The sequence below is a fragment of the Citrobacter sp. H12-3-2 genome, assembly GCF_009649895.1.
GTDB lineage: Bacteria > Pseudomonadota > Gammaproteobacteria > Enterobacterales > Enterobacteriaceae > Citrobacter > Citrobacter portucalensis.
In genome coordinates this window covers 2815168-2837034 of record NZ_CP045837.1, presented here as the reverse complement: position 1 = coordinate 2837034, position 21867 = coordinate 2815168, and the positions used below count along the sequence as shown (strand labels likewise).

Below are 21867 nucleotides of genomic sequence, written 5' to 3'. Positions count from 1 at the left end.
CAGGGTGAACATAATAATGATGATTTATGGCTGTCTGTTTACGGCAGGCTGCCATGCTTCTCCTTTCTGGAGGGATGATGGAATACTTTGATATCCGCAAAATGCCGGTTAACCTCTGGCGGAATGGTGCGGGGGAAACGCGTGAGATTTGCTGTTTTCCGCCAGCAACACGAGATTTTCACTGGCGGGCGAGTATCGCCTCCATTGCAGCAAACGGTGAATTTTCACTTTTCCCGGGTGTAGAACGCGTGATTACGCTGCTGGAGGGAGGGGAGGTCACTCTGGAAGAAGCGAACATCTTTACGCATACCCTCAAACAGCACCAACCTTTTACCTTTGCCGGTGACAAGGTGGTAAAAGCAAAGCTGACGGAAGGGCAGATGTCTATGGATTTTAATATCATGACCCGACGAGATGTTTGCCAGGCAAAAGTCAGAGTTGCCGATCGCACCTTTACGACCTTTGGTTCACGCGGCGGCGTGGTGTTTGTTATCAGTGGTGCCTGGCAACTGGGCGATAAACTGCTGACGGCCGACCAGGGTGCGAGCTGGCATGACGGCAAACACACATTACGACTGCTGGAGCGCGAGGGAAAATTGCTGTTCAGCGAGATTAACTGGATGCCGGGGCATTCTCCGGACACAGTTCAATAATGTCATATTGACCAGACAGAACAGGCCGGCAGAGAATTTTGTAACCATCATGGTCAAAGCCTGCTGGCATACGCGCCAGGGTAGTCGCTTCATCCAGCGTTGAAACGGCTCCCAGCCACAGCCAGTTGTTGATGATATGGTACTGTGTCATTTCAGCGCCGGTTTCCTGCAGTGCAATGGCATTGCTCCATGGCCAGCAAATCACTCTCACTCTTTCCAGCGCCGCTAACAGACGCAAATGATGCGCTTCATGACTCTCTTTCCCGCAGCACGCTCCGGCGCAGCGTTTAAGCGCGGAGCGAAAACAGGCGCGCCCGCGACTCAGGGGTTCCAGCCCCAACAGGCCGTAGCACAGCTGTTGTTCATCCGCGAGGCTTTGCAACGCTTGTAGCGCTGTGCGACGATTGGCAAACAGGCCAAACAGATTGGGTGCATGGGAGAAATCAATATCTCGTGCGTAGACAATCTGAACAGTTCGGTCGGTAAGCTGCAAGGCGCAAAGCTGACGATTGCGCCGCAGTCGTTTATTAAACAACGGCTGTTGTTCTTTGATCAACCGCGCTTCCAGCAGCAGGGCACCAATTTCTCCCGCCGTACAAATCCAGCTAATGCGTTTGGCCTGGCGCAGCATTGCCGCTTCGTCTGCGGTACGCAGGTGTGCCAGCACGCGGCTGCGAATATTGACGCTTTTACCAATATAGAGCGGCATAGTGTCGCTTTCACTGTGAAACAGATAGACGCCTGGCGCGGTGGGAAGCGCACTCAAAAATGGACGCAGGTGCTCTGGATATTCATAGATTACCGCTGCCTCAAATGTCAGGCGTGGGGCTGATTGACGCCGTACCACTTCTCACTCCGGATGCTGGTTATTCATCCAGTGTAGCAGTTTGAAACCGATTAAAAAAGCGGCATCAGACCAGGGGGAGGGGCCGGACAGCGGTGATCCCAGTGCTATCCGGCGATATGTGATTAAAAAAATTACGCTTTTTTCCAGAAGTCATCAAACACCGTAATCGGTGTGCGACGTTTGTGTTCGGTCTTCAGATACCAGCCTTCAATTTTTTTCGCGATGTCGGCAGCCAGCGTTTTTCCTTCCAGATAATCGTCGATGTTGTCATAGGTGACGCCTAATGCGGCTTCATCCGGCAGAGAAGGGCGATCGTCTTCGAGGTCGGCCGTTGGCGCTTTCTTATATAAATGTTCCGGGCAACCCAGTGCGGCAAGCAGCTGCTTACCCTGACGCTTGTTCAGGCGGAAAATAGGGTTAATGTCAGTACCGCCATCGCCGTATTTGGTGAAAAATCCGGTGATGGCTTCTGCTGCATGATCGGTACCCACGACAACACCGCTGGTCATTCCGGCGATACTGTACTGGGCCTTCATACGTTCACGGGCTTTTTCATTGCCACGGACAAAATCGCTCAGTTCAATACCCGCTTCACGCAGGGCCTGTTCACTGGCCAGTACTGCACCCTTAATATTTACTGTGAGCACGCGGTCAGGTTGGATAAAGGCGATGGCATCCTGACAGTCCTGTTCATCAGCCTGAACGCCATACGGCAGACGTACGGCAATAAACTGCAGCGCGTCATTCCCCGTTTCTTCACGAAGCTCGGAAATAGCCATCTGGCAAAGTTTTCCCGCGAGCGTTGAGTCCTGTCCGCCGCTTATCCCTAATACCAGTGATTTCAGAAAAGGGTACGTTTGCAGGTAGGATTTCAAGAAATCCACGCTGCGGCGAATTTCCTCTTCTGCATTAATTCGCGGTTTTGCGCCAAGCGCCTGGATTATCTCTTGCTGCAGAGTCATTTAACCCCCTCCGAAAAATGAAATGATCAAAAAAAATGATGTGTTAAAGCTAACGCGTTGGGACCCAAACGACAAGGGATGCAGGCCTGATCTAACATCATTTTGTTTTAATAGAATTTTCCGAAACGACCTAAGTATCATCTGATTGCTTGAAAAATGTGTTGTTGTGCTCCAGGCTTATATAACACGCTGAAATACAAGAGGACGGAATATGAACAAGAACCTAACAGGAATTCTAAGCGCAGCGGCTGTTTTGACTATGCTGGCAGGGTGTACGGCCTACGATCGCACCAAAGACCAATTTGTTCAGCCCGTGGTGAAAGATGTGAAGAAAGGGATGAGCAGGGCGCAGGTGGCGCAGATTGCCGGTAAACCTTCTTCTGAAGTCAGCATGATTCATGCGCGCGGGACATGCCAGACCTACATCCTGGGTCAACGAGATGGTAAAGCTGAAACCTATTTTGTTGCTTTAGACGACACCGGACATGTGATTAACTCCGGTTACCAGACCTGCGCAGAGTACGACACTGACCCGCAGGCGGCGAAGAAGTAACAACTGCTTATTGCCTGAGCATTCAGAAGAACCGGCCATCGCGCCGGTTTTTTTGTGCCGAACGATCTTATTTATTGCCGCGAATTATTTGCCCGAAATGTGAGGGGGGTCATAACAACAGGTCAAGGAGAGACAATTTAGTTGGTCAAGGAAATACCATCCACCGGTGCAATCCCGTATACTCATTTCAGCCACCTAAAAAAGTAATTTAGCTGACGCAAGTTACCCAGAGCATGGATGCAGGTTATGGCTTGCGGAGTGTCTGGTTGACAGATAATCGCACATGAGGATCGTTTTAATGGAAAAGAAACACATTTATCTGTTTTGTTCTGCGGGCATGTCGACTTCATTGTTGGTTTCGAAGATGCGTGCTCAGGCCGAAAAATACGAAGTGCCGGTTATTATTGAAGCATTTCCTGAAACGCTGGCCGGAGAAAAAGGTCCTGTCGCCGATGTCGTGTTATTAGGTCCACAAATTGCTTATATGTTGCCCGAAATTCAGCGTTTGTTACCCAACAAGCCTGTGGAAGTGATTGACTCGCTGCTGTATGGCAAAGTCGATGGTTTAGGCGTGCTTAAGGCTGCTGTTGCAGCAATTAAAAAAGCCGCAGCAAATTAATTATTTTATTTTAATTTTTCCCGTCAAAGAGTTATTTCATTAACATTCACCGCAATTATTAATTGCGGTATTTAAGGGTATTTTTCTATGAGTAACGCTATTGCTTCACTTGAAAAGGTACTCCTTCCTTTTGCTGTAAAAATTGGAAAGCAGCCACACGTTAATGCAATCAAGAACGGCTTTATTCGTTTAATGCCGTTAACCCTCGCAGGGGCCATGTTTGTATTAATCAATAACGTTTTCCTGAGCTTTGGGGAGGGGTCGTTTTTTTATTCAATGGGCATTCGACTTGATGCTTCAACTATTGAAACTTTGAATAGCTTGAAAGGCATTGGTGGAAACGTCTATAACGGTACGCTGGGTATCATGTCCTTGATGGCGCCGTTCTTTATCGGCATGGCGCTGGCAGAAGAACGTAAAGTCGACTCACTGGCTGCCGGGCTGTTATCCGTCGCCGCGTTTATGACCGTAACGCCTTATAGCGTGGGTGAAGCCTATGCCGTTGGCGCAAACTGGCTCGGCGGTGCCAATATTATTTCCGGTATTATTATCGGCCTTGCGGTCGCGGAAATGTTCACCTTTGTGGTTCGTCGCAATTGGGTCATTAAATTACCTGATAGCGTACCGACATCCGTATCGCGCTCTTTCTCTGCGCTGATTCCTGGCTTCCTTATCCTCTCGATTATGGGGATCATCGCCTGGGCACTGAACACCTGGGGTACGAACTTCCACCAGATCATTATGGATTCCATTTCAACTCCGCTGGCGTCGTTGGGCAGCGTGGTGGGCTGGGCCTACGTGATTTTTGTCCCGCTGCTGTGGTTCTTCGGTATTCACGGTTCACTGGCGCTGACTGCGCTGGACAGCGGTATCATGACGCCATGGGCGCTGGAAAACATCTCTATCTACCAACAGTTTGGTTCCGTAGATGCCGCGCTGGAAGCCGGTAAGACGTTCCACGTCTGGGCGAAACCGATGCTCGACTCCTATATTTTCCTTGGGGGTAGCGGAGCAACGCTGGGTCTGATTATCGCTATCTTCCTGGCATCGCGTCGTCCTGACTATCGTCAGGTTGCTAAACTGGCACTGCCGTCAGGTCTGTTCCAGATTAACGAACCTATCCTGTTCGGTCTGCCGATCATCATGAACCCGGTGATGTTTATCCCGTTCATTCTGGTGCAACCGATTCTGGCGGCGATTACGCTGGCAGCTTACTACTCAGGCATTATTCCACCGATTACCAACATTGCACCGTGGACTATGCCAACCGGTTTGGGCGCGTTCTTTAACACCAACGGTAGCGTCGCTGCTCTGCTGGTCGCGCTGTTCAACCTCGGTATCGCAACGCTGGTTTACCTGCCGTTCGTGGTGGTAGCCAACAAAGCTCAGAACGTTATTGACCAAGAAGAAAGCGAAGAAGATATCGCTAACGCATTAAAATTCTAAATTTAATCCGGCATGGCTTTACGGTCATGCCGGACTGAACCAGAGGAAAAAAGTATGTTGGATATCGAGAACATCGTCGACACGCAGTCAGAAGCAGAAGAACTTGAAGAAGTGGTGATGGGACTCATCATCAACTCCGGTCAGGCGCGTAGCCTGGCGTACGGCGCACTCAAAATGGCCAAGCAGGGTGATTTCGAGTCAGCTAAGACCATGATGGACCAGTCTCGTCTGGCGCTGAACGAAGCGCACCTCGTGCAAACGAAACTGATTGAAGGCGATCAGGGCGAAGGTAAAATGAAAGTTAGCCTGGTGCTGGTCCACGCACAGGACCACCTGATGACATCAATGCTGGCGCGTGAGCTGGTGACTGAACTGATTGAGCTTCACGAAAAGCTGAAATAGCGAGGAGTGCATAATGCAGCTACAGATTAACGCACCGGAAATCAAAACCGTTTATGAACAGCAGCTGTTTAATGGCAAAAATTTCCATGTGTTCATCTATAACAAAACTGAGAGCATCAGCGGGCTGCATCAGCATGACTACTATGAGTTTACCCTGGTTTTAACCGGGCGCTATTATCAGGAAATCAACGGTAAACGCGTACTGCTTGAACGTGGAGACTTTGTCTTTATCCCGTTGGGATCGCACCACCAGAGTTTTTATGATTTTGGTGCGACAAGGATCCTTAACGTTGGCATCAGTAAACGTTTTTTTGAACAGCACTATCACCCGCTGCTGCCATTTTGTTTCGTTGCATCGCAGGTCTACCGGGCGAATAACTCGTTTCTTACCTACATTGAAACGGTTATTGCATCACTTAACTTTCGTGAGAGCGGGCTGGATGAATTTGTAGAAGTGGTCACCTTCTATATTATAAATCGGTTACGCCATCATCGCGAAGAGCAAGTGCTGGATGATATTCCGCAGTGGCTTAAAACCACCGTCGAGACCATGCACGACAAACGGCAGTTTAGCGAGAATGCGCTGGAAAATATGGTACACCTGTCCGCGAAATCCCAGGAGTATCTGACCCGCGCTACCCAGCGTTATTACAGCAAAACGCCGATGCAGATTATTAATGAAATCCGCATTAACTTTGCTAAAAAACAGCTGGAAATGACGAACTATTCTGTAACGGATATTGCTTACGAGTCTGGCTACAGTAGTCCAAGCCTGTTTATTAAAACGTTTAAAAAGCTGACGTCGTTTACACCGAATAGCTACCGTAAGAAATTAACTGAATTTAATCAGTAGATATTATTTGCCAATAACACATTTTTTATAGCTTGCCCAAAATAGCGTCGGGACAGCCACGCTATACCTGACAAACGGGTTGAGCATAATACACGTCAGTGTTTTTACACTGAAGGGAGAAAGTATGAGCCAGAAATTAAAAGTCGTCACTATCGGTGGCGGGAGCAGCTACACCCCTGAATTACTTGAAGGCTTTATTAAGCGCTATCATGAATTACCGGTTTCTGAGTTGTGGCTGGTTGATGTCGACGGTGGAAAAGAGAAGCTGGACATTATTTTTGACCTTTGCCAGCGCATGATCGACAAAGCCGGCGTACCGATGAAGTTGTTTAAAACGCTGGACCGCCGTGAAGCACTGAAAGATGCTGATTTCGTTACCACCCAACTGCGCGTAGGGCAACTGAAAGCCCGTGAAAAGGATGAACGCATTCCGCTGAGCCACGGTTATCTGGGACAGGAAACCAACGGTGCTGGCGGGCTGTTCAAAGGTCTGCGTACCATTCCGGTTATCTTTGACATTATTAAAGATGTGGAAGAACTGTGCCCGAATGCCTGGGTGATTAACTTTACTAACCCGGCAGGGATGGTGACTGAAGCGGTCTATCGCCACACGAATTTCAAGAAATTCATCGGTGTGTGTAATATTCCTGTCGGCATGAAAATGTTCATTAGCGATGTGCTGGCGCTGAAAGAGAGCGATGATTTATCCATCGATCTGTTCGGTCTGAACCACATGGTCTTTATTAAAGACGTGCTGGTGAACGGTACATCACGCTTTGATGAACTGCTGGACGGCGTGGCTTCTGGACAACTGAAAGCTTCCACCGTGAAGAACATTTTCGACCTGCCGTTCAGCGAAGGGTTGATTCGTTCGCTGAAGCTGCTGCCGTGCTCGTATTTGCTGTACTACTTCAAGCCAAAAGAGATGCTGGCGATCGAAATGGGCGAGTACTATAAGGGCGGCGCACGTGCCCAGGTAGTACAAAAAGTAGAAAAACAACTGTTTGATCTCTACAAAAATCCTGAGCTAAACGTTAAGCCGAAAGAGCTGGAGCAGCGCGGTGGCGCGTATTACTCCGATGCGGCCTGTGAAGTGATCAACGCCATCTACAACGACAAACAGACCGAGCACTACGTCAACATTCCACATCATGGACATGTTGATAACATTCCTGCGGACTGGGCGGTTGAGATGACCTGCACGCTCGGACGTAACGGTGCTACGCCGCACCCACGTATTACCCATTTTGATGAGAAAGTGCTCGGTCTTATCTACACCATCAAAGGCTTTGAGGTTGCGGTGAGCAATGCGGCATTGAGCGGCGAGCTGAATGATGTGCTGCTGGCGTTAAACCTGAGTCCGCTGGTTCATTCTGACAGCGATGCCGAGATTCTGGCGCGTGAGCTAATCCTGGCGCATGAAAAATGGTTGCCAAACTTCGCCGGGTGCATTGAGAAACTCAAAAGCGAACAACACTAACTGAGGTCGGCTATGGAACGCGTACTGATTGTTAATGCGGATGATTTTGGCCTGAGTAGAGGACAAAACTACGGCATTGTTGAAGCCTGTCGTAATGGCGTTGTCACCTCGACAACGGCGCTGGTTAACGGTGCGGCGATTGACCATGCGGTACAGCTGAGTCGCGACATACCTGCACTTGCCGTCGGGATGCATTTTGTTCTGACGCTGGGTAGGCCGTTGACGGCAATGCCGGGCCTTACTCGTGACGGATTACTGGGGAAATGGATCTGGCAGATGGCAGAGGAGGACACTTTGCCGCTGGATGAAATTTCTCAGGAGCTGGCCGCGCAGTATCAGCGTTTTATTGACCTGTTCGGGCGGGAGCCGACGCATCTGGATAGCCATCACCATGTGCATATGTTCCCGCAAATTTTCCCTATCGTAGCCGGGTTTGCTGCCCAGAAGGGGATTGCATTGCGTATCGATCGTCAGACCGTGTTCCAGGCGTCTGATTTTCCGGAAACGTTACGTACCTCCCAGGGATTCAGCAGCGAGTTTTACGGCGAAGCGATTTCAGAGGCTCTGTTTTTACAGACGCTGGACGCGTCAGCCGATCGAGGCGAGTCCTCGCTGGAAGTGATGTGTCATCCGGCCTTTATCGATGACATTATTCGTCAAAGTGCCTACTGTTACCCCCGCTTAACTGAGCTCGACGTGCTGACGTCTTCGTCACTGAAATATGCAATTGCGGAGCGCGGTTATCGTCTTGGCAGTTTTCTGAACGTGTAGTTCCTGAGTTTGCGGCGCTTAATGCGCCGCATTTTTTTGCTTGTGGCACAAATAGCACCTGCAACCCGTCTGCGATCCCCGATATAGTCATTCCCTTCATGAATACGCTGTTTTTGCACCGCCCAGTGGCAAAATCGGCTAAGATAGCGGTTTTCTGATTTTTAGAATTTGTCTTTAGTGAAGCAACTGATTATGAAACCTCTTCGCCAACAAAATCGTCCGGTTATCAGCTATGTTCCTCGCGTGGAGCCCGCGCCACCAGAGCATGCGATTAAAATGGATGCGTTTCGTGACGTATGGATACTACGCGGAAAATATGTCGCTTTTGTCTTAATGGGGGAGGCGTTTCAACGTTCGCCTGCATTTACGGTCCCGGAATCAGCACAGCGCTGGGCTAATCAGGTTCGCCAGGAAAATGAACTAAGGGATTAATGGATATAAAAAAACCGCCGGAGCATGATACTCCGGCGGTTTTTTGTTTTTTAGCTGACAGACTTAGCGATGCGCCAGTTCGGCGTTATCGTCGCTGTCCAGAATCGTTTTATCAGTCTGCTTGAGCCATTGGCTGGTCAGCGTACCGGCAGTCATGGAACCGCTTACGTTCAGCGCGGTACGACCCATATCGATCAGCGGCTCAACGGAGATCAGCAGCGCAACCAGCGTGACCGGCAGACCCATAGCGGGCAGGACGATCAGCGCGGCAAATGTTGCACCGCCACCCACACCCGCAACCCCTGCGGAGCTCACGGTCACGATACCAACCAGCGTGGCAATCCACATTGGGTCCAGTGGGTTGATACCGACGGTCGGTGCAACCATTACTGCCAGCATTGCCGGGTACAGGCCCGCACAACCATTCTGACCAATCGTGGCACCAAACGAGGCGGCAAATGAGGCGATGGATTCAGGCACGCCCAGACGACGGGTCTGCGCTTCAACGTTCAGCGGAATTGAGGCTGCGCTGGAACGGCTGGTGAAGGCGAACGTCAGCACTGGCCATACCTTGCGGAAGTATTTTAACGGGCTAACGCCGTTCACACCCAGCAGGATCCCGTGTACCACGAACATAATGCCCAGACCGAGATAAGAGGCCACGACGAAGCTACCCAGCTTGATGATGTCCTGCAGGTTGGAACCCGCAACCACTTTGGTCATCAGCGCCAGAACACCGTACGGCGTCAACTGCATCACCAGACGAACCAGTTTCATCACCCAGCTTTGCAGGGTATCGATAGCGACCAGAACGCGCTCGCCTTTTGGTGCATCATCTTTCAGCAGTTTCAGTGCGGCTACACCCAGGAATGCCGCGAAGATAACCACGCTGATAATCGACGTCGGGTTCGCGCCAGTCAGATCGGCAAACGGGTTTTTCGGAATAAACGACAGCACCAGTTGCGGAACGCTGAGGTCAGCCACTTTGCCAACATAGTTGGTTTCAATCGCGTTCAGACGGGCGGTTTCGGCACCACCTTGCACCAGACCTTCGGCGGTCAGGCCGAACAGGTTGGTCACCAGAACCCCTACCAGCGCGGCAATCAGCGTGGTAAACAGCAGCGTTCCGATGGTCAGGAAGCTGATTTTACCTAACTGAGAGGCGTTATGCAGACGAGCAACGGCGCTGAGAATAGACGCAAATACCAGCGGCATAACAATCATCTGCAGCAGTTGGACATAGCCGTTACCGACAATGTTGAACCACTGTACTGAATCTTTAAGAACCTGGCTGTCGGAGCCATAAATGGTGTGCAGGGCAAGGCCGAACACGACACCCATGACCAGACCGACCAGTACTTTTTTGGCCAGACTCCACTGTTTGTGACGGGCTTGCGCCAGCACGAACAGCAGCACTACGAACACGATAATGTTCGCGATTAATGGAAAGTTCATCCCCGTTCTCCTGATCTTATTATGCGTATCACCGTTTAAAGGTGATTCTGTTGGCGCAAGATTAGCAGAACTGTGACTTGCCTCTTATATTCAAATGGAATTGTTTATACCTAAAATGATTTTTTGGCTGATTTATTAGTCAATCTGATGCGTTATGAAACGATTGAACTGCATTTGTAGCGTATTAATCATCTGCGAAGACCAGCGTACCGCGCTGTTCTCTTGTACGGTTTGCGGCATCCAGATTGCCCACGCGAACAGTGCCATGCACAAAAACCGCTCCAGTTGATTGCCTTTTTGCGGCACGAGGATGGGCAGACGAAAACGCCAGCGGCAGGGCCAAAGCAGGGGAACGCCTGCTGGAGTCAGCATGTCAGCCAGAATGTGACTAAGATAGCCGAGTACCATACCTTGTAAGGCATCAGCCGGTATTATCCAGGTATCCGGGACTTTCAGGTAGAACGTGGCCAGCAGGGCAAAAACCGCCAGCAGGCTATGTGTAAACCCGCGATGACCAAATGCCCGGGCAATGGGTTTTGATATCCACTTCAGACGCTGCCCCAGCAGAGATTTGGGATGATCGATATCCGGCAGCAGGCACGTTAAAATGGCTGAAGGAACAATATGCCACCAGTCACCCTGCGCAAGAACGGGCGTTAGCTCGGCATTCTTGGCAAATACCGCACAGGCAATAGAAAAAAGAAGGTGGCCTTCCGCCGTCATGATAAAACCCAATAAACTGTCGATTCATACAGTATAGGGGTTTTATACAGTAGGCGGAAGAGGTGACGTTGTAACCCTTTGTCACAAGTGCGCCTTTACCGCGCCAGCCAACCACCGTCCACGGCCAGCGTATAGCCATGAATATAGTCAGAGGCGGGACTTGCGAGGAACACGACCGGACCTTTTAGATCATCCGGCGTGCCCCAGCGCCCTGCGGGAATACGATCGATAATCTCCTGATTGCGCTCGCTGTCTGCGCGCAGTTGCTGGGTGTTGTTGGTCGCCATATAGCCGGGCGCGATAGCATTGACATTAATTCCTTTGGCCGCCCATTCATTGGCGAGCAGGCGAGTGATGCCCAGAACGCCGCTTTTTGATGCGGTATAGGAAGGTACACGGATACCCCCCTGAAAAGAGAGCATCGAGGCAATGTTAATGATTTTTCCACCATTGCCCTGCGCCACAAACTGGCGCGCCACGGCCTGCGACAGAAAGAAAACGGATTTGAGATTCAGATTCATCACGTCATCCCAATCTTTTTCACTGAAGTCCAGCGCATCCTGACGGCGTATAGTTCCTGCATTGTTGACCAGAATATCGACCCGGCCAAACGCCGACACCGTTTGTGTCACGATGCTGGTGAGAGCATCTTGTTGACTGAGGTCGGCCTGAATGGCCATAAAGCGTCGACCGAGGGCGTTAATTTTCTCTGCGGTTTCATGCGGTATTTTACGATTCACGCCGACTACATCGCAGCCCGCTTCAGCCAGCGCCACTGCCATACCCTGCCCGAGGCCGGTGTCACATCCAGTGACGATGGCGACTTTACCTTCGAGACGAAAAGCTTCCTGAATCATGTTTACCTCAACTATTTATGTCATTAACGCTTGCGCTATAGGGCAAGGATAGGAGAGGTTAAACAGAAATACAATTTAAAATGAAACGGTGTTTTAAAAAATCAAGGATGAAAAATGAAAAAGCGGGCAATACGATCATTGCCCGTTACAGGATTAGCCGCGCAGATGTGCGGCAGTAAGTTCGGTGAGCGAGGTTAGTTTGACGTCGGCAAGCACGAAGCGAGGATCGTCCTGATTCTCATGCGCTGGTACGACGATGGAACGCATACGGGCAGCTTTCGAGGCAATCATGCCGTTCACTGAGTCTTCCAGTGCTACGCAGTTTAACGGGTCAATGCCCAGTTTCGCTGCACAATCGAGGTAAACCTGTGGGTGCGGTTTGCTGTAAGGCAGTTTTTCTGCAGAAGCCAGCGCGTCGAAGTCATCGCGCAGATCAAACATGGTCAGCACTTTTTCCAGCATATGTAGCGGCGAGGCGGATGCCAGTCCTACTTTGATTCCCTGAGATTTGCACAGTGCCACAGCTTCACGAACGCCTGGCAGCAGCGGTTTTGTCTCTTCAACCAACGCAATGGCCCGGGTAATGATGCGCTCGGTGACTTCCTGACGTGAGGGGCCGTTCCAGGGTTGCTGCGCAAACCACAAATCAACCACCATGTCGATGCGTAAGCCAAGGGTATCGGGAAGTTCATGGCGGCGGGAGATATCAACGCCTAAACTTGCTATCACATCCAGTTCAGCCTGATCCCAAAGCGGTTCAGAATCGACCAGTAACCCATCCATATCGAAAATTGCAGCAAGAATTTGACGCGGGGTTGACATTACAACCTCTCCTTTACGGTGATAAAAGGGATTAGAGCCAGCCTGGACGGACTCTGAGCGTTCATTATGGCTAATTCAGAAGTATACCGCCTTTAAAGATCAGGCGAAAACGGTAATCAACGGGTAAACTTAGGCCAAAATGACACGTCTTAATCAAGGGGAACTCATGACGTATCAACAAGCTGGACGCATTGCCATCTTGAAAAGGCTGGTGGGATGGGTGGTTTTCATTCCCGCGCTGATTTCAACGCTGGTTTCAGTACTGAAGTTTATGTACGCGCACAGCGAAAAGCAGGAAGGGATTAACGCGGTCATGCTCGATTTTGCCCATGTGATGATCGACATGATGCGGGTGAACACACCTTTTCTTAACGTGTTCTGGTATAACTCGCCAACGCCCGATTTTCAAAGTGGGCTGAATCTCGTTTTTTGGCTGATATTCATCCTGATTTTTATCGGCCTGGCGTTGCAGGACTCAGGCGCCAGAATGAGCCGTCAGGCGCGTTTCTTACGCGAAGGCGTAGAAGATCAGCTAATTCTGGAACAGGCAAAGGGCAGTGAAGGATTATCCCGCGAGCAACTGGAGTCGCGAATTGTGGTACCTCACCATACGATCTTCTTACAAATTTTCCCGCTTTATATTCTGCCGGTGATCGTTATCGTGATCGGCTACTTCTTCTTCTCATTGCTGGGCTTTTTGTAAGTGCCGAACTATCGGGCCTGCCACGTTGCGAAACGGCAGGCCTGATAAGCAACGCGGTACGTCGTTAAGCCGCCAGTAATCTATCCAGTGCTTTCTGCGCCACAACCAAATGCTGTCCCCCGAACAGAATTGCCCGATTCAGCAGCGTATAGAGCTGGTAGATTGGCTGCCTGTCGAGAAAGTCCAGCGGCAGTGGCGAGACAGACTGGTAACCGTCATAAATTTGCGGCGGCTGATCGGTATGTAACGGCAGCATTGCCAGGTCACACTCTCTGTCCCCCCAGTAGCAGGCAGGGTCAAAGATGTACGGACCGTTAGGACCGAGGGCGCAGTTCCCGGACCACAAATCACCGTGCAGGAGAGACGGCTGCGGCTGATGAGAAGAGAGACGTTGCTGAACGTGTTCGACGATGGCGTCAATATTGCCAAACGCTATGCCTTTTTCAGCGGCGAGTTCCAGCTGCCAGCCTATACGCTGCTCGGCGAAAAAGGTTGACCAGCGCCGTTGCCAGGTATTTGGCTGCGGCGTGGTAGAGAGCGCGTTATCGAAGTCGAGACCAAACTGAGGCTGGTCGCTCCATTCGTGCAAATGCGCAAGCTGTTGACCGAGGATAAACGCGTTATGCGCATCAAGCGGACGGGGAGGGAGGAAATCCATCACCAGAAAGCTGTAATCTCTGTCTGCGCCTACTGCCCAGACTTTCGGTACAGATACAGTTTGACTGCGGGAAAGTAGCTCCAGCTGATCGGCTTCTGCCGTAAAGCCGGTTAACAGCTCTCTTTCATCGCATTTGACGAAAAAATCTCGCCCCGCATAGCGTAAATGCCATGCGGCGTGGATCTCTCCGCCGGGCAGTTCATTACGCAGTTCGATTTCGCCTTCACCTAATTGCTCGCTTAAAAGACGACTGATAGCCTGCCACATGATGTCTCTCCCCATGTTGTCTGCCAGATCATAAGGTTAGCGCAAGAATGCGGTTAAAAAACACGAACTGACGCACACCACGGACGCGTCATCGCTGGAAAGGCACTTAATGTTTGTCGCTCTTCTTCACCTCGCACCGTTGTGGAGACGTCTGACTGCACATGATTCACTTCTTTGTAATCACGTGATTTTTTATCATAGTCGCATAACACCCATGCTGACAGTTTTACGCGAGAATCCTCCTTTTTCTTCAAAAGAGGGACGGTGTTATTACTGAGCGAGATACGAATATATTTTTTGCGTGTCGTCCAAAGAGCACAGGCGAGTACCCTGATTCAGCGTTGCTGCGCTGCCCGCGGCGACACCGTAACGGACAATATCCTCAAAAGGCGCGTTCTCTGCCAGTTTAAGCGTCATGGCCCCGACCATACTGTCGCCTGCACCTACGGTACTTTGACTTTTCACCGGTGGCGGAACCACCTGAACGCAGGTATCGCGATCTACACCCAGCGCCCCTTGCGGCCCAAGCGAGACCACAACGCGGTGCGCTTTTCCGCTTTGCACGATTTCCTGCGCGGCCTTGCGCACATCATCGGGCTGTGTCAGTTCGCGGTTTACCAGCGCACTCAGTTCTTTGAGGTTGGGTTTGACCAGTTCGATATTGCCGATGGCTAACGCCGCCGTCAGTGCTTCGCCTGAACTGTCGACAATACAGCGGATCCCCTGTTTTTGTGCGGTGGTAATGAGTCGGGTCAACTTCTCAAGCTGTACGCCGGGCGGCAAACTGCCGCTGATGACCAGCAGCGCACCAGACTCAATTTCCTGCACCTGATCCTGAAGCTGGTAGAACTCTTCATCGGTCAGCGCAGCGCCTGGCATGACAAAACGATATTGTTCGCCGCTGGACTCCACGTGGACATGAAGATTTTGTCGGGTCCAGTCTTTGGCTTCGACGGTAGATACGGGAACATTTTCGTCGGCGAGCAATGCAACAAGATGCTCTCCGGTTGCTCCCCCCGCGGGGAAAATCGCCGTTGCGGTTCCGCCAAGATGGGCAATTGCGCGAGCGACGTTGATACCGCCGCCGCCGGGTTCAAAAACCGGCGAGGTACAACGAAGCTTACCTTCCGGGTAAATTTGCGGGGTGATTGTTGCGCTATCGAGAGAGGGCGCAAGTGTTAACGTATAGATACGTACCATCTTTACCTCCTGTTAGGCTGAACTCAGTCTGGCACTTAACCTCCCGAAAGTGAAGTAATTAACAACATGATTTTTCATATCTTTATTTAAAATTATCGTCATAAAGATATATAAATAAAATAAAGGTTTAGGAACGCTCTTATTCAAAAAATGAAATAAGAATTTATTGCTATGTTATTCGAGTCTTTTTATAATTTGTTACCTTTCAAGGGTCTTTTGTCATTGATCCATATGAAAGTTTCCGAGACCGTAATGGTCTCTTTTTTTGTTGTACGGACTCTTAATAAATGAAGCTTTTGAAGACAGTGCCCGCAGCATTACTGCTGACGGGAGGCCTGCTTGCGTCAATGCATGCTGTAGCCGATGATTCCGTTTTTACTGTCATGGATGACCCTTCCAGCGCGAAAAAACCCTTTGAAGGTAACCTGAACGCGGGATATCTCGCCCAGTCAGGCAACACAAAAAGTTCTTCTTTAACCGCAGATACCACCATGACCTGGTACGGCCAAACGACCGCATGGTCTCTGTGGGGAAATGCCAGCAATACCTCCTCAAATGATGAGCGTTCATCGGAGAAATATGCCGTAGGTGGCCGTAGTCGTTACAACATGACCGACTATGACTATCTCTTTGGACAGGCAAGCTGGTTGACCGACCGCTACAACGGCTACCGCGAGCGTGACGTGCTGACAGCGGGTTATGGTCGTCAGTTCCTCAACGGACCTGTGCACAGCTTCCGTTTCGAATTCGGTCCTGGCGTGCGCTATGACGAGCACACGGATGGCACCACCGAAACACAGCCGTTGGGCTATGCGTCCGGGGCCTATGCATGGCAGATGACGGACAATACCAAGTTTACTCAGGGTGTGTCGGTATTCGGCGCTGACGATACCACGCTCAACTCTGAAACTGCCCTGAACGTTGCCATCAACGAGCACTTTGGGTTAAAGGTGGCTTACAACGTGACCTGGAACTCTGAACCGCCGGCAACAGCGCCGGAGCATACCGATCGCCGCACGACAGTTTCCCTCGGCTATCGGATGTAATGACAAGCCGGGTCAAATAAATGACCTGGCTTTCCTAAATTAAAGTTAAGTTTATTTAATATTTAATTTGCGTTTTATTTTTTATCTGGCCATAACGCGCTATTTTCAGACAAATTCGATTAATCGATAAATAAACGAAACCGGAACAGTGGGTGAGCGTCATTTAGCCCCAGATCATCGCAGCCCAGCGCAGCATCAACATGGCCGCACAAATAACGAGCAGAATCACAACCATCTTCCAGTGTTTCTTCGCAAAGCGATTTGTGGGCATTGTTTTTTTCCTGCTCAGGTTAGATGACTTTGTGCAAGTGTAACAAAGACGGTTGGGTGTCAGTGAATTGATTTACATCATAGAGCGCGCGTTGATTGTTGCTTTGATCGACCCGTAATGCCGTGTACACTGTCAAACGGTGTTATCAAAAAGCGGGTGTAGGTCCAGTGTGGTCTCTAAGGCGACCAGTGACATATTTCGCAGAGTGAAGCGGGAATCAGCCCAGACCTTTTTGATAATTTTAAATATTGAATCTTTGTATGTGCTCTTACGTGTGGGGCACCACTGCAAATAAGGATATAACATGCCTGTTATTACTCTTCCTGATGGCAGCCAACGCCATTACGACCACGCTGTAAGCCCCATGGATGTTGCGCTGGACATCGGTCCAGGTCTGGCGAAAGCCACTATTGCTGGCCGTGTTGACGGTGAGCTGGTAGATGCTTCCGATCTGATTGAGCATGATGCGAAGCTCTCCATCATCACCGCGAAGGATGAAGAAGGTCTGGAGATCATTCGTCACTCCTGTGCGCACCTGTTAGGGCACGCGATCAAACAACTCTGGCCGCACACCAAAATGGCGATCGGACCGGTTGTTGATAACGGTTTTTACTACGATATCGATCTTGACCGTACGTTAACCCAGGAAGACGTCGACGCGCTCGAGAAGCGGATGCACGAGCTCGCTGAGAAAAACTACGATGTCATTAAGAAGAAAGTCAGCTGGTACGAAGCGCGTGAAACCTTCGTGAAGCGTGGCGAGACCTATAAAGTCTCCATTCTTGATGAAAACATTGCCCATGATGACAAGCCAGGCTTGTACCATCATGAAGAATATGTCGATATGTGCCGTGGCCCGCACGTGCCGAACATGCGTTTCTGCCATCACTTCAAACTGATGAAGACCGCAGGGGCATACTGGCGTGGCGACAGCAATAACAAGATGCTGCAGCGTATTTATGGTACTGCATGGGCAGATAAAAAAGCCCTGAATGCCTACCTGCAACGTCTGGAAGAAGCGGCCAAACGCGATCACCGTAAAATCGGTAAACAGCTTGACCTGTATCATATGCAGGAAGAAGCACCGGGTATGGTGTTCTGGCACAATGATGGCTGGACTATCTTCCGTGAACTGGAAGTATTCGTTCGTTCAAAACTGAAAGAATACCAGTATCAGGAAGTGAAAGGCCCGTTCATGATGGACCGTGTGCTGTGGGAAAAAACAGGTCACTGGGATAACTACAAAGATGCGATGTTCACCACCTCTTCTGAGAACCGTGAATACTGCATTAAGCCAATGAACTGCCCAGGCCACGTGCAGATCTTTAATCAGGGTCTGAAATCCTATCGCGATCTGCCGCTGCGTATGGCTGAGTTTGGTAGCTGTCACCGTAATGAACCGTCAGGTGCGCTGCATGGCCTGATGCGTGTTCGTGGCTTCACTCAAGATGATGCACATATCTTCTGTACTGAAGAGCAGATTCGTGATGAAGTCAACGCGTGCATTCGTATGGTCTACGATATGTACAGCACCTTTGGCTTCGAGAAAATCGTCGTCAAACTGTCCACTCGCCCCGAAAAACGTATCGGTAGCGATGAAATGTGGGACCGTGCTGAAGCTGACCTGGCCGTTGCGCTGGAAGAAAACAACATCCCGTTTGAGTTCCAACTGGGTGAGGGCGCGTTCTACGGTCCGAAAATTGAATTTACCCTGTATGACTGCCTCGATCGTGCATGGCAGTGCGGTACTGTACAGCTGGACTTCTCCCTGCCGTCCCGTTTAAGCGCCTCTTACGTTGGCGAAAACAACGAGCGTCAGGTTCCGGTTATGATTCACCGTGCAATTCTTGGGTCGATGGAACGTTTCATCGGTATCCTGACCGAAGAGTTCGCTGGCTTCTTCCCGACCTGGCTCGCGCCGGTTCAGGTTGTGGTCATGAACATCACCGATTCTCAGTCTGAATACGTTAACGAATTAACGCAGAAACTACAAAATGCGGGTATTCGTGTAAAAGCAGACTTGAGAAATGAGAAGATTGGCTTTAAAATCCGCGAGCACACTTTACGTCGTGTCCCTTACATGTTGGTCTGTGGCGACAAAGAGGTAGAAGCAGGCAAAGTTGCCGTGCGCACCCGTCGTGGCAAAGACTTGGGCAGCCTGGACGTAAATGAAGTGATTGAGAAGCTGCAACAAGAGATTCGCAGCCGCAGTCTTCAACAACTGGAGGAATAAGGTATTAAAGGCGGAAAACGAGTTCAAACGGCACGTCCGAATCGTATCAATGGCGAGATTCGCGCCCTGGAAGTTCGCTTAACAGGTCTGGAAGGCGAAGCTTTGGGTATTGTGAGTCTGAGAGAAGCGATCGAAAAAGCTGAAGAAGCTGGAGTAGATTTAGTTGAAATCAGCCCTAACGCCGAACCGCCAGTTTGTCGTATTATGGACTACGGCAAGTTCCTTTATGAAAAGAGTAAGTCTTCTAAGGAACAGAAGAAAAAGCAAAAAGTTATCCAGGTTAAGGAAATTAAATTCCGTCCTGGCACCGACGATGGCGATTACCAGGTAAAACTCCGCAGCCTGGTACGCTTTCTGGAAGATGGCGATAAGGCTAAGATCACGCTGCGTTTTCGCGGTCGTGAGATGGCCCACCAACAGATTGGTATGGAAGTGCTCAACCGCGTCCGTGACGATCTGAGTGAACTGGCAGTAGTCGAATCCTTCCCTACGAAGATCGAAGGCCGCCAGATGATCATGGTGCTCGCTCCTAAGAAGAAACAGTAAGGCCTTCAAGTAGCAATGTCTGTGGAGCCTACGGGTTCCACAGCCGTTGTTCGCCTACGTTTCGTTTATTAACAATGCGAAGTGGAAGTTATTAAAATGCCAAAAATTAAGACCGTACGCGGTGCTGCTAAGCGTTTCAAAAAAACCGGTGGTGGTGGATTTAAGCGTAAGCACGCAAACCTGCGTCATATTCTGACCAAAAAATCTACTAAGCGTAAACGTCACCTGCGTCCAAAAGGCCTCGTGTCTAAAGGCGATCTGGGTCTGGTTATCGCGTGCCTGCCGTACGCATAAGCCGTTAACGTTTAATTCATTTTTTTACTAAGAATATAGATACAGGAGAGCACATATGGCTCGCGTAAAACGTGGTGTAGTTGCCCGTGCACGTCACAAGAAAATTTTGAAACAAGCTAAAGGCTACTACGGTGCGCGTTCTCGCGTATACCGCGTTGCCTTCCAGGCTGTTATCAAAGCTGGTCAGTACGCTTATCGTGACCGTCGTCAGAAAAAGCGTCAGTTCCGTCAACTGTGGATTGCGCGTATCAACGCAGCAGCACGTCAGAACGGTATTTCTTACAGCAAATTCATCAACGGCCTGAAAAAAGCCTCTGTTGAAATCGACCGTAAGATCCTGGCTGACATCGCAGTATTCGACAAAGTAGCGTTCACCGCTCTGGTCGAAAAAGCGAAAGCAGCTCTGGCATAAGCCGGTGAAAAGAGGGAGCCTGGCTCCCTCTCTTTTATTTGTAGTGCAATCAATTAGTTGACAATTTATCCGTAAGCCTTTTCAATAAAGGTTGTCCGGTTTTTACCACACAAGGTAACGCAAGCATGAATGCTGCTATTTTCCGCTTCTTCTTTTACTTTAGCACCTGAACTCAGGAGGCTTGCGCGTGAAAGAAGAAACGGAAAACAGCGCCTAAAAGCCTCCCTGGTGGAGGCTTTTTTTATACGCGTCATCCTTCAAGTTGTCTCTGTATTGGCTGCATTCGCTCTTTGGCCGCGTTGATACAACTTGAATGATTTTGCGTATATACGAGCGACTAGTGAATATCGCAACATAACGAGGAAAACCATGTCACATCTCGCAGAGCTGGTTGCCAGTGCAACGGCCGCCATTAACCAGGCTTCAGATGTTGCCGCGTTAGACAATGTCCGCGTCGAATATTTGGGCAAGAAAGGGCACCTGACCCTTCAGATGACAACCCTGCGCGAACTGCCGCCAGAAGAGCGCCCGACAGCAGGTGCGGTGATTAACGAAGCCAAAGAGCAGGTACAGCAAGCGCTGAACGCGCGTAAGGCCGAATTAGAAAGTGCTGCGCTGAATGCTCGTCTGGCTGAAGAAACGATCGATATTTCCCTTCCTGGGCGTCGTATCGAAAACGGCGGTCTGCACCCGGTGACGCGTACAATCGACAGGATTGAAAGTTTCTTCGGTGAGCTGGGCTTTACCGTGGCGACCGGTCCGGAAATCGAAGATGACTATCATAACTTCGATGCGCTCAACATTCCTGGCCATCACCCGGCGCGCGCTGACCACGACACTTTCTGGTTTGACGCGACGCGTCTGCTGCGCACACAGACTTCCGGCGTGCAGATCCGCACCATGAAAGAAAAACAGCCGCCGATCCGTATTATCGCCCCGGGCCGTGTATATCGTAACGATTACGATCAGACACACACACCAATGTTCCACCAGATGGAAGGGCTGATTGTTGATACCAACATCAACTTCACCAACCTGAAAGGCACGCTGCACGATTTCCTGCGCAACTTCTTTGAAGAAGACCTGCAGGTTCGTTTCCGTCCTTCCTACTTCCCGTTCACTGAACCATCTGCGGAAGTTGACGTGATGGGCAAAAACGGCAAATGGCTGGAAGTGCTGGGCTGCGGGATGGTTCACCCGAACGTGTTGCGTAACGTTGGAATCGATCCGGAAATCTATTCCGGCTTTGCATTCGGTATGGGGATGGAGCGTCTGACCATGCTGCGTTACGGCGTTACCGATCTGCGTTCTTTCTTCGAAAACGATCTGCGTTTCCTCAAACAGTTTAAATAAAGGCAGGAT

General features: G+C 50.2%; 26 protein-coding genes and 1 other annotated feature. Of the genes, 17 read left to right on the top strand and 9 right to left on the bottom strand.

Going from position 1 to position 21867, the window contains the following annotated elements; translation table 11 throughout:
* The first annotated feature begins 77 nt into the window (after positions 1 to 77).
* Positions 78 to 653 (top strand): environmental stress-induced protein Ves, encoded by a 576-nt coding sequence (gene ves, locus GHC22_RS13570; RefSeq protein ID WP_103285095.1) that lies wholly within the window; start codon positions 78 to 80, stop codon positions 651 to 653.
* Here the strand turns inward: ves and cho are convergent.
* Together cho and nadE are read right to left on the bottom strand one after the other, a co-directional pair.
* Positions 613 to 1500, bottom strand: coding sequence for an excinuclease Cho (gene cho, locus GHC22_RS13565; RefSeq protein WP_153753242.1), 888 nt, complete (start codon positions 1498 to 1500; stop codon positions 613 to 615). The two genes, ves and cho, sit on opposite strands and share 41 nt — an antisense overlap.
* A gap of 131 nt (positions 1501 to 1631) precedes the next feature.
* The gene (gene nadE, locus GHC22_RS13560) at positions 1632 to 2462 is read right to left on the bottom strand and encodes an ammonia-dependent NAD(+) synthetase (protein ID WP_100272572.1); all 831 of its coding nucleotides are present in this window, start codon (positions 2460 to 2462) and stop codon (positions 1632 to 1634) included.
* Between the two features lie 211 nt (positions 2463 to 2673).
* Here nadE and osmE point away from each other — a divergent pair, with 211 nt between their 5' ends.
* The 8 genes from osmE to cedA all read left to right on the top strand — a co-directional run bounded on the left by osmE (position 2674) and on the right by cedA (position 9018).
* Positions 2674 to 3015 carry an osmotically-inducible lipoprotein OsmE gene (gene osmE / locus GHC22_RS13555; protein ID WP_003030621.1) on the top strand — a complete coding sequence of 114 codons (342 nt, stop codon included), beginning with the start codon at positions 2674 to 2676 and terminating at the stop codon, positions 3013 to 3015.
* A 298-nt stretch (positions 3016 to 3313) separates the two neighbouring features.
* Positions 3314 to 3634 (top strand): PTS N,N'-diacetylchitobiose transporter subunit IIB, encoded by a 321-nt coding sequence (gene chbB, locus GHC22_RS13550; RefSeq protein ID WP_003832547.1) that lies wholly within the window; start codon positions 3314 to 3316, stop codon positions 3632 to 3634.
* Between the two features lie 87 nt (positions 3635 to 3721).
* Positions 3722 to 5080, top strand: coding sequence for a PTS N,N'-diacetylchitobiose transporter subunit IIC (chbC, locus tag GHC22_RS13545; RefSeq protein ID WP_003030619.1), 1359 nt, complete (start codon positions 3722 to 3724; stop codon positions 5078 to 5080).
* Positions 5081 to 5134: 54 nt separating this feature from the next.
* Positions 5135 to 5482: a PTS N,N'-diacetylchitobiose transporter subunit IIA gene (gene chbA, locus GHC22_RS13540; protein WP_003832549.1), complete on the top strand. Its 348-nt coding sequence runs from the start codon at positions 5135 to 5137 to the stop codon at positions 5480 to 5482.
* 10 nt (positions 5483 to 5492) lie between these two features.
* Entirely contained in the window at positions 5493 to 6335 is an 843-nt protein-coding gene (chbR, locus tag GHC22_RS13535) for a transcriptional regulator ChbR (protein WP_085951046.1), read from the top strand.
* Positions 6336 to 6459: 124 nt separating this feature from the next.
* Entirely contained in the window at positions 6460 to 7815 is a 1356-nt protein-coding gene (locus tag GHC22_RS13530) for a 6-phospho-beta-glucosidase (RefSeq protein ID WP_153753241.1), read from the top strand.
* A gap of 12 nt (positions 7816 to 7827) precedes the next feature.
* Positions 7828 to 8586 (top strand): chitin disaccharide deacetylase, encoded by a 759-nt coding sequence (gene chbG, locus GHC22_RS13525; RefSeq protein ID WP_153753240.1) that lies wholly within the window; start codon positions 7828 to 7830, stop codon positions 8584 to 8586.
* 189 nt (positions 8587 to 8775) lie between these two features.
* Positions 8776 to 9018 carry a cell division activator CedA gene (cedA, locus tag GHC22_RS13520; protein ID WP_174771583.1) on the top strand — a complete coding sequence of 81 codons (243 nt, stop codon included), beginning with the start codon at positions 8776 to 8778 and terminating at the stop codon, positions 9016 to 9018.
* Positions 9019 to 9081: 63 nt separating this feature from the next.
* Here the strand turns inward: cedA and tcyP are convergent, their stop codons facing one another.
* The 4 genes from tcyP to hxpB all read right to left on the bottom strand — a co-directional run bounded on the left by tcyP (position 9082) and on the right by hxpB (position 12875).
* A complete protein-coding gene (gene tcyP, locus GHC22_RS13515) occupies positions 9082 to 10473 on the bottom strand; it encodes a cystine/sulfocysteine:cation symporter (RefSeq protein WP_006684833.1) in 1392 nt (463 codons plus the stop codon).
* Positions 10474 to 10608: 135 nt separating this feature from the next.
* Positions 10609 to 11208 carry a metal-dependent hydrolase gene (locus GHC22_RS13510; RefSeq protein WP_008784570.1) on the bottom strand — a complete coding sequence of 200 codons (600 nt, stop codon included), beginning with the start codon at positions 11206 to 11208 and terminating at the stop codon, positions 10609 to 10611.
* 83 nt (positions 11209 to 11291) lie between these two features.
* On the bottom strand, positions 11292 to 12053 hold the full coding sequence (gene kduD, locus GHC22_RS13505; protein WP_071446884.1) for a 2-dehydro-3-deoxy-D-gluconate 5-dehydrogenase KduD: 762 nt from the start codon (positions 12051 to 12053) through the stop codon (positions 11292 to 11294).
* A 153-nt stretch (positions 12054 to 12206) separates the two neighbouring features.
* A complete protein-coding gene (gene hxpB / locus GHC22_RS13500; protein ID WP_003832561.1) occupies positions 12207 to 12875 on the bottom strand; it encodes a hexitol phosphatase HxpB in 669 nt (222 codons plus the stop codon).
* 166 nt (positions 12876 to 13041) lie between these two features.
* Here hxpB and GHC22_RS13495 point away from each other — a divergent pair, with 166 nt between their 5' ends.
* Entirely contained in the window at positions 13042 to 13578 is a 537-nt protein-coding gene (locus GHC22_RS13495) for a YniB family protein (protein WP_008784573.1), read from the top strand.
* A 64-nt stretch (positions 13579 to 13642) separates the two neighbouring features.
* Here GHC22_RS13495 and GHC22_RS13490 read toward each other — a convergent pair whose 3' ends face one another.
* The gene (locus tag GHC22_RS13490; protein ID WP_003030598.1) at positions 13643 to 14503 is read right to left on the bottom strand and encodes a fructosamine kinase family protein; all 861 of its coding nucleotides are present in this window, start codon (positions 14501 to 14503) and stop codon (positions 13643 to 13645) included.
* 270 nt (positions 14504 to 14773) lie between these two features.
* A complete protein-coding gene (pfkB, locus tag GHC22_RS13485; protein ID WP_153753239.1) occupies positions 14774 to 15703 on the bottom strand; it encodes a 6-phosphofructokinase II in 930 nt (309 codons plus the stop codon).
* A 287-nt stretch (positions 15704 to 15990) separates the two neighbouring features.
* Here pfkB and GHC22_RS13480 point away from each other — a divergent pair, with 287 nt between their 5' ends.
* A complete protein-coding gene (locus GHC22_RS13480) occupies positions 15991 to 16749 on the top strand; it encodes a YdiY family protein (protein WP_003832568.1) in 759 nt (252 codons plus the stop codon).
* A 163-nt stretch (positions 16750 to 16912) separates the two neighbouring features.
* Here GHC22_RS13480 and yniD read toward each other — a convergent pair whose 3' ends face one another.
* Positions 16913 to 17020, bottom strand: coding sequence for a small membrane protein YniD (gene yniD, locus GHC22_RS13475; RefSeq protein ID WP_003030590.1), 108 nt, complete (start codon positions 17018 to 17020; stop codon positions 16913 to 16915).
* 304 nt (positions 17021 to 17324) lie between these two features.
* On the opposite strand from yniD, the gene thrS reads away from it, so the two are divergent.
* The 6 genes from thrS (at position 17325) to pheS (ending at position 21858) form a co-directional block, all read left to right on the top strand.
* Positions 17325 to 19253 (top strand): threonine--tRNA ligase, encoded by a 1929-nt coding sequence (gene thrS, locus GHC22_RS13470; RefSeq protein ID WP_003832572.1) that lies wholly within the window; start codon positions 17325 to 17327, stop codon positions 19251 to 19253.
* 3 nt (positions 19254 to 19256) lie between these two features.
* Positions 19257 to 19799 carry a translation initiation factor IF-3 gene (infC, locus tag GHC22_RS13465; protein ID WP_048997935.1) on the top strand — a complete coding sequence of 181 codons (543 nt, stop codon included), beginning with the start codon at positions 19257 to 19259 and terminating at the stop codon, positions 19797 to 19799.
* 96 nt (positions 19800 to 19895) lie between these two features.
* Positions 19896 to 20093 carry a 50S ribosomal protein L35 gene (gene rpmI / locus GHC22_RS13460; protein ID WP_003030583.1) on the top strand — a complete coding sequence of 66 codons (198 nt, stop codon included), beginning with the start codon at positions 19896 to 19898 and terminating at the stop codon, positions 20091 to 20093.
* Positions 20094 to 20148: 55 nt separating this feature from the next.
* A complete protein-coding gene (gene rplT / locus GHC22_RS13455) occupies positions 20149 to 20505 on the top strand; it encodes a 50S ribosomal protein L20 (protein ID WP_003030578.1) in 357 nt (118 codons plus the stop codon).
* A 120-nt stretch (positions 20506 to 20625) separates the two neighbouring features.
* Positions 20626 to 20750 (top strand) — a sequence feature (Phe leader region).
* A complete protein-coding gene (gene pheM, locus GHC22_RS13450; protein WP_001386830.1) occupies positions 20631 to 20675 on the top strand; it encodes a pheST operon leader peptide PheM in 45 nt (14 codons plus the stop codon). Its footprint overlaps the feature before it by 45 nt.
* 124 nt (positions 20751 to 20874) lie before the next feature.
* Positions 20875 to 21858 (top strand): phenylalanine--tRNA ligase subunit alpha, encoded by a 984-nt coding sequence (pheS, locus tag GHC22_RS13445; RefSeq protein WP_153753238.1) that lies wholly within the window; start codon positions 20875 to 20877, stop codon positions 21856 to 21858.
* The last annotated feature ends 9 nt before the right edge of the window (positions 21859 to 21867 follow it).

Excerpts from the sequence above, each read along its gene's own strand:
- ves (WP_103285095.1), top strand. The coding sequence starts at position 78 with ATGGAATACTTTGATATCCGCAAAATGCCGGTTAACCTCTGGCGGAAT.
- nadE (WP_100272572.1), bottom strand. The coding sequence starts at position 2,462 with ATGACTCTGCAGCAAGAGATAATCCAGGCGCTTGGCGCAAAACCGCGA.
- osmE (WP_003030621.1), top strand. The coding sequence starts at position 2,674 with ATGAACAAGAACCTAACAGGAATTCTAAGCGCAGCGGCTGTTTTGACT.
- chbB (WP_003832547.1), top strand. The coding sequence starts at position 3,314 with ATGGAAAAGAAACACATTTATCTGTTTTGTTCTGCGGGCATGTCGACT.
- chbC (WP_003030619.1), top strand. The coding sequence starts at position 3,722 with ATGAGTAACGCTATTGCTTCACTTGAAAAGGTACTCCTTCCTTTTGCT.
- chbA (WP_003832549.1), top strand. The coding sequence starts at position 5,135 with ATGTTGGATATCGAGAACATCGTCGACACGCAGTCAGAAGCAGAAGAA.
- GHC22_RS13530 (WP_153753241.1), top strand. The coding sequence starts at position 6,460 with ATGAGCCAGAAATTAAAAGTCGTCACTATCGGTGGCGGGAGCAGCTAC.
- chbG (WP_153753240.1), top strand. The coding sequence starts at position 7,828 with ATGGAACGCGTACTGATTGTTAATGCGGATGATTTTGGCCTGAGTAGA.
- tcyP (WP_006684833.1), bottom strand. The coding sequence starts at position 10,473 with ATGAACTTTCCATTAATCGCGAACATTATCGTGTTCGTAGTGCTGCTG.
- kduD (WP_071446884.1), bottom strand. The coding sequence starts at position 12,053 with ATGATTCAGGAAGCTTTTCGTCTCGAAGGTAAAGTCGCCATCGTCACT.
- hxpB (WP_003832561.1), bottom strand. The coding sequence starts at position 12,875 with ATGTCAACCCCGCGTCAAATTCTTGCTGCAATTTTCGATATGGATGGG.
- GHC22_RS13495 (WP_008784573.1), top strand. The coding sequence starts at position 13,042 with ATGACGTATCAACAAGCTGGACGCATTGCCATCTTGAAAAGGCTGGTG.
- GHC22_RS13490 (WP_003030598.1), bottom strand. The coding sequence starts at position 14,503 with ATGTGGCAGGCTATCAGTCGTCTTTTAAGCGAGCAATTAGGTGAAGGC.
- pfkB (WP_153753239.1), bottom strand. The coding sequence starts at position 15,703 with ATGGTACGTATCTATACGTTAACACTTGCGCCCTCTCTCGATAGCGCA.
- GHC22_RS13480 (WP_003832568.1), top strand. The coding sequence starts at position 15,991 with ATGAAGCTTTTGAAGACAGTGCCCGCAGCATTACTGCTGACGGGAGGC.
- yniD (WP_003030590.1), bottom strand. The coding sequence starts at position 17,020 with ATGCCCACAAATCGCTTTGCGAAGAAACACTGGAAGATGGTTGTGATT.
- thrS (WP_003832572.1), top strand. The coding sequence starts at position 17,325 with ATGCCTGTTATTACTCTTCCTGATGGCAGCCAACGCCATTACGACCAC.
- rpmI (WP_003030583.1), top strand. The coding sequence starts at position 19,896 with ATGCCAAAAATTAAGACCGTACGCGGTGCTGCTAAGCGTTTCAAAAAA.
- rplT (WP_003030578.1), top strand. The coding sequence starts at position 20,149 with ATGGCTCGCGTAAAACGTGGTGTAGTTGCCCGTGCACGTCACAAGAAA.
- pheS (WP_153753238.1), top strand. The coding sequence starts at position 20,875 with ATGTCACATCTCGCAGAGCTGGTTGCCAGTGCAACGGCCGCCATTAAC.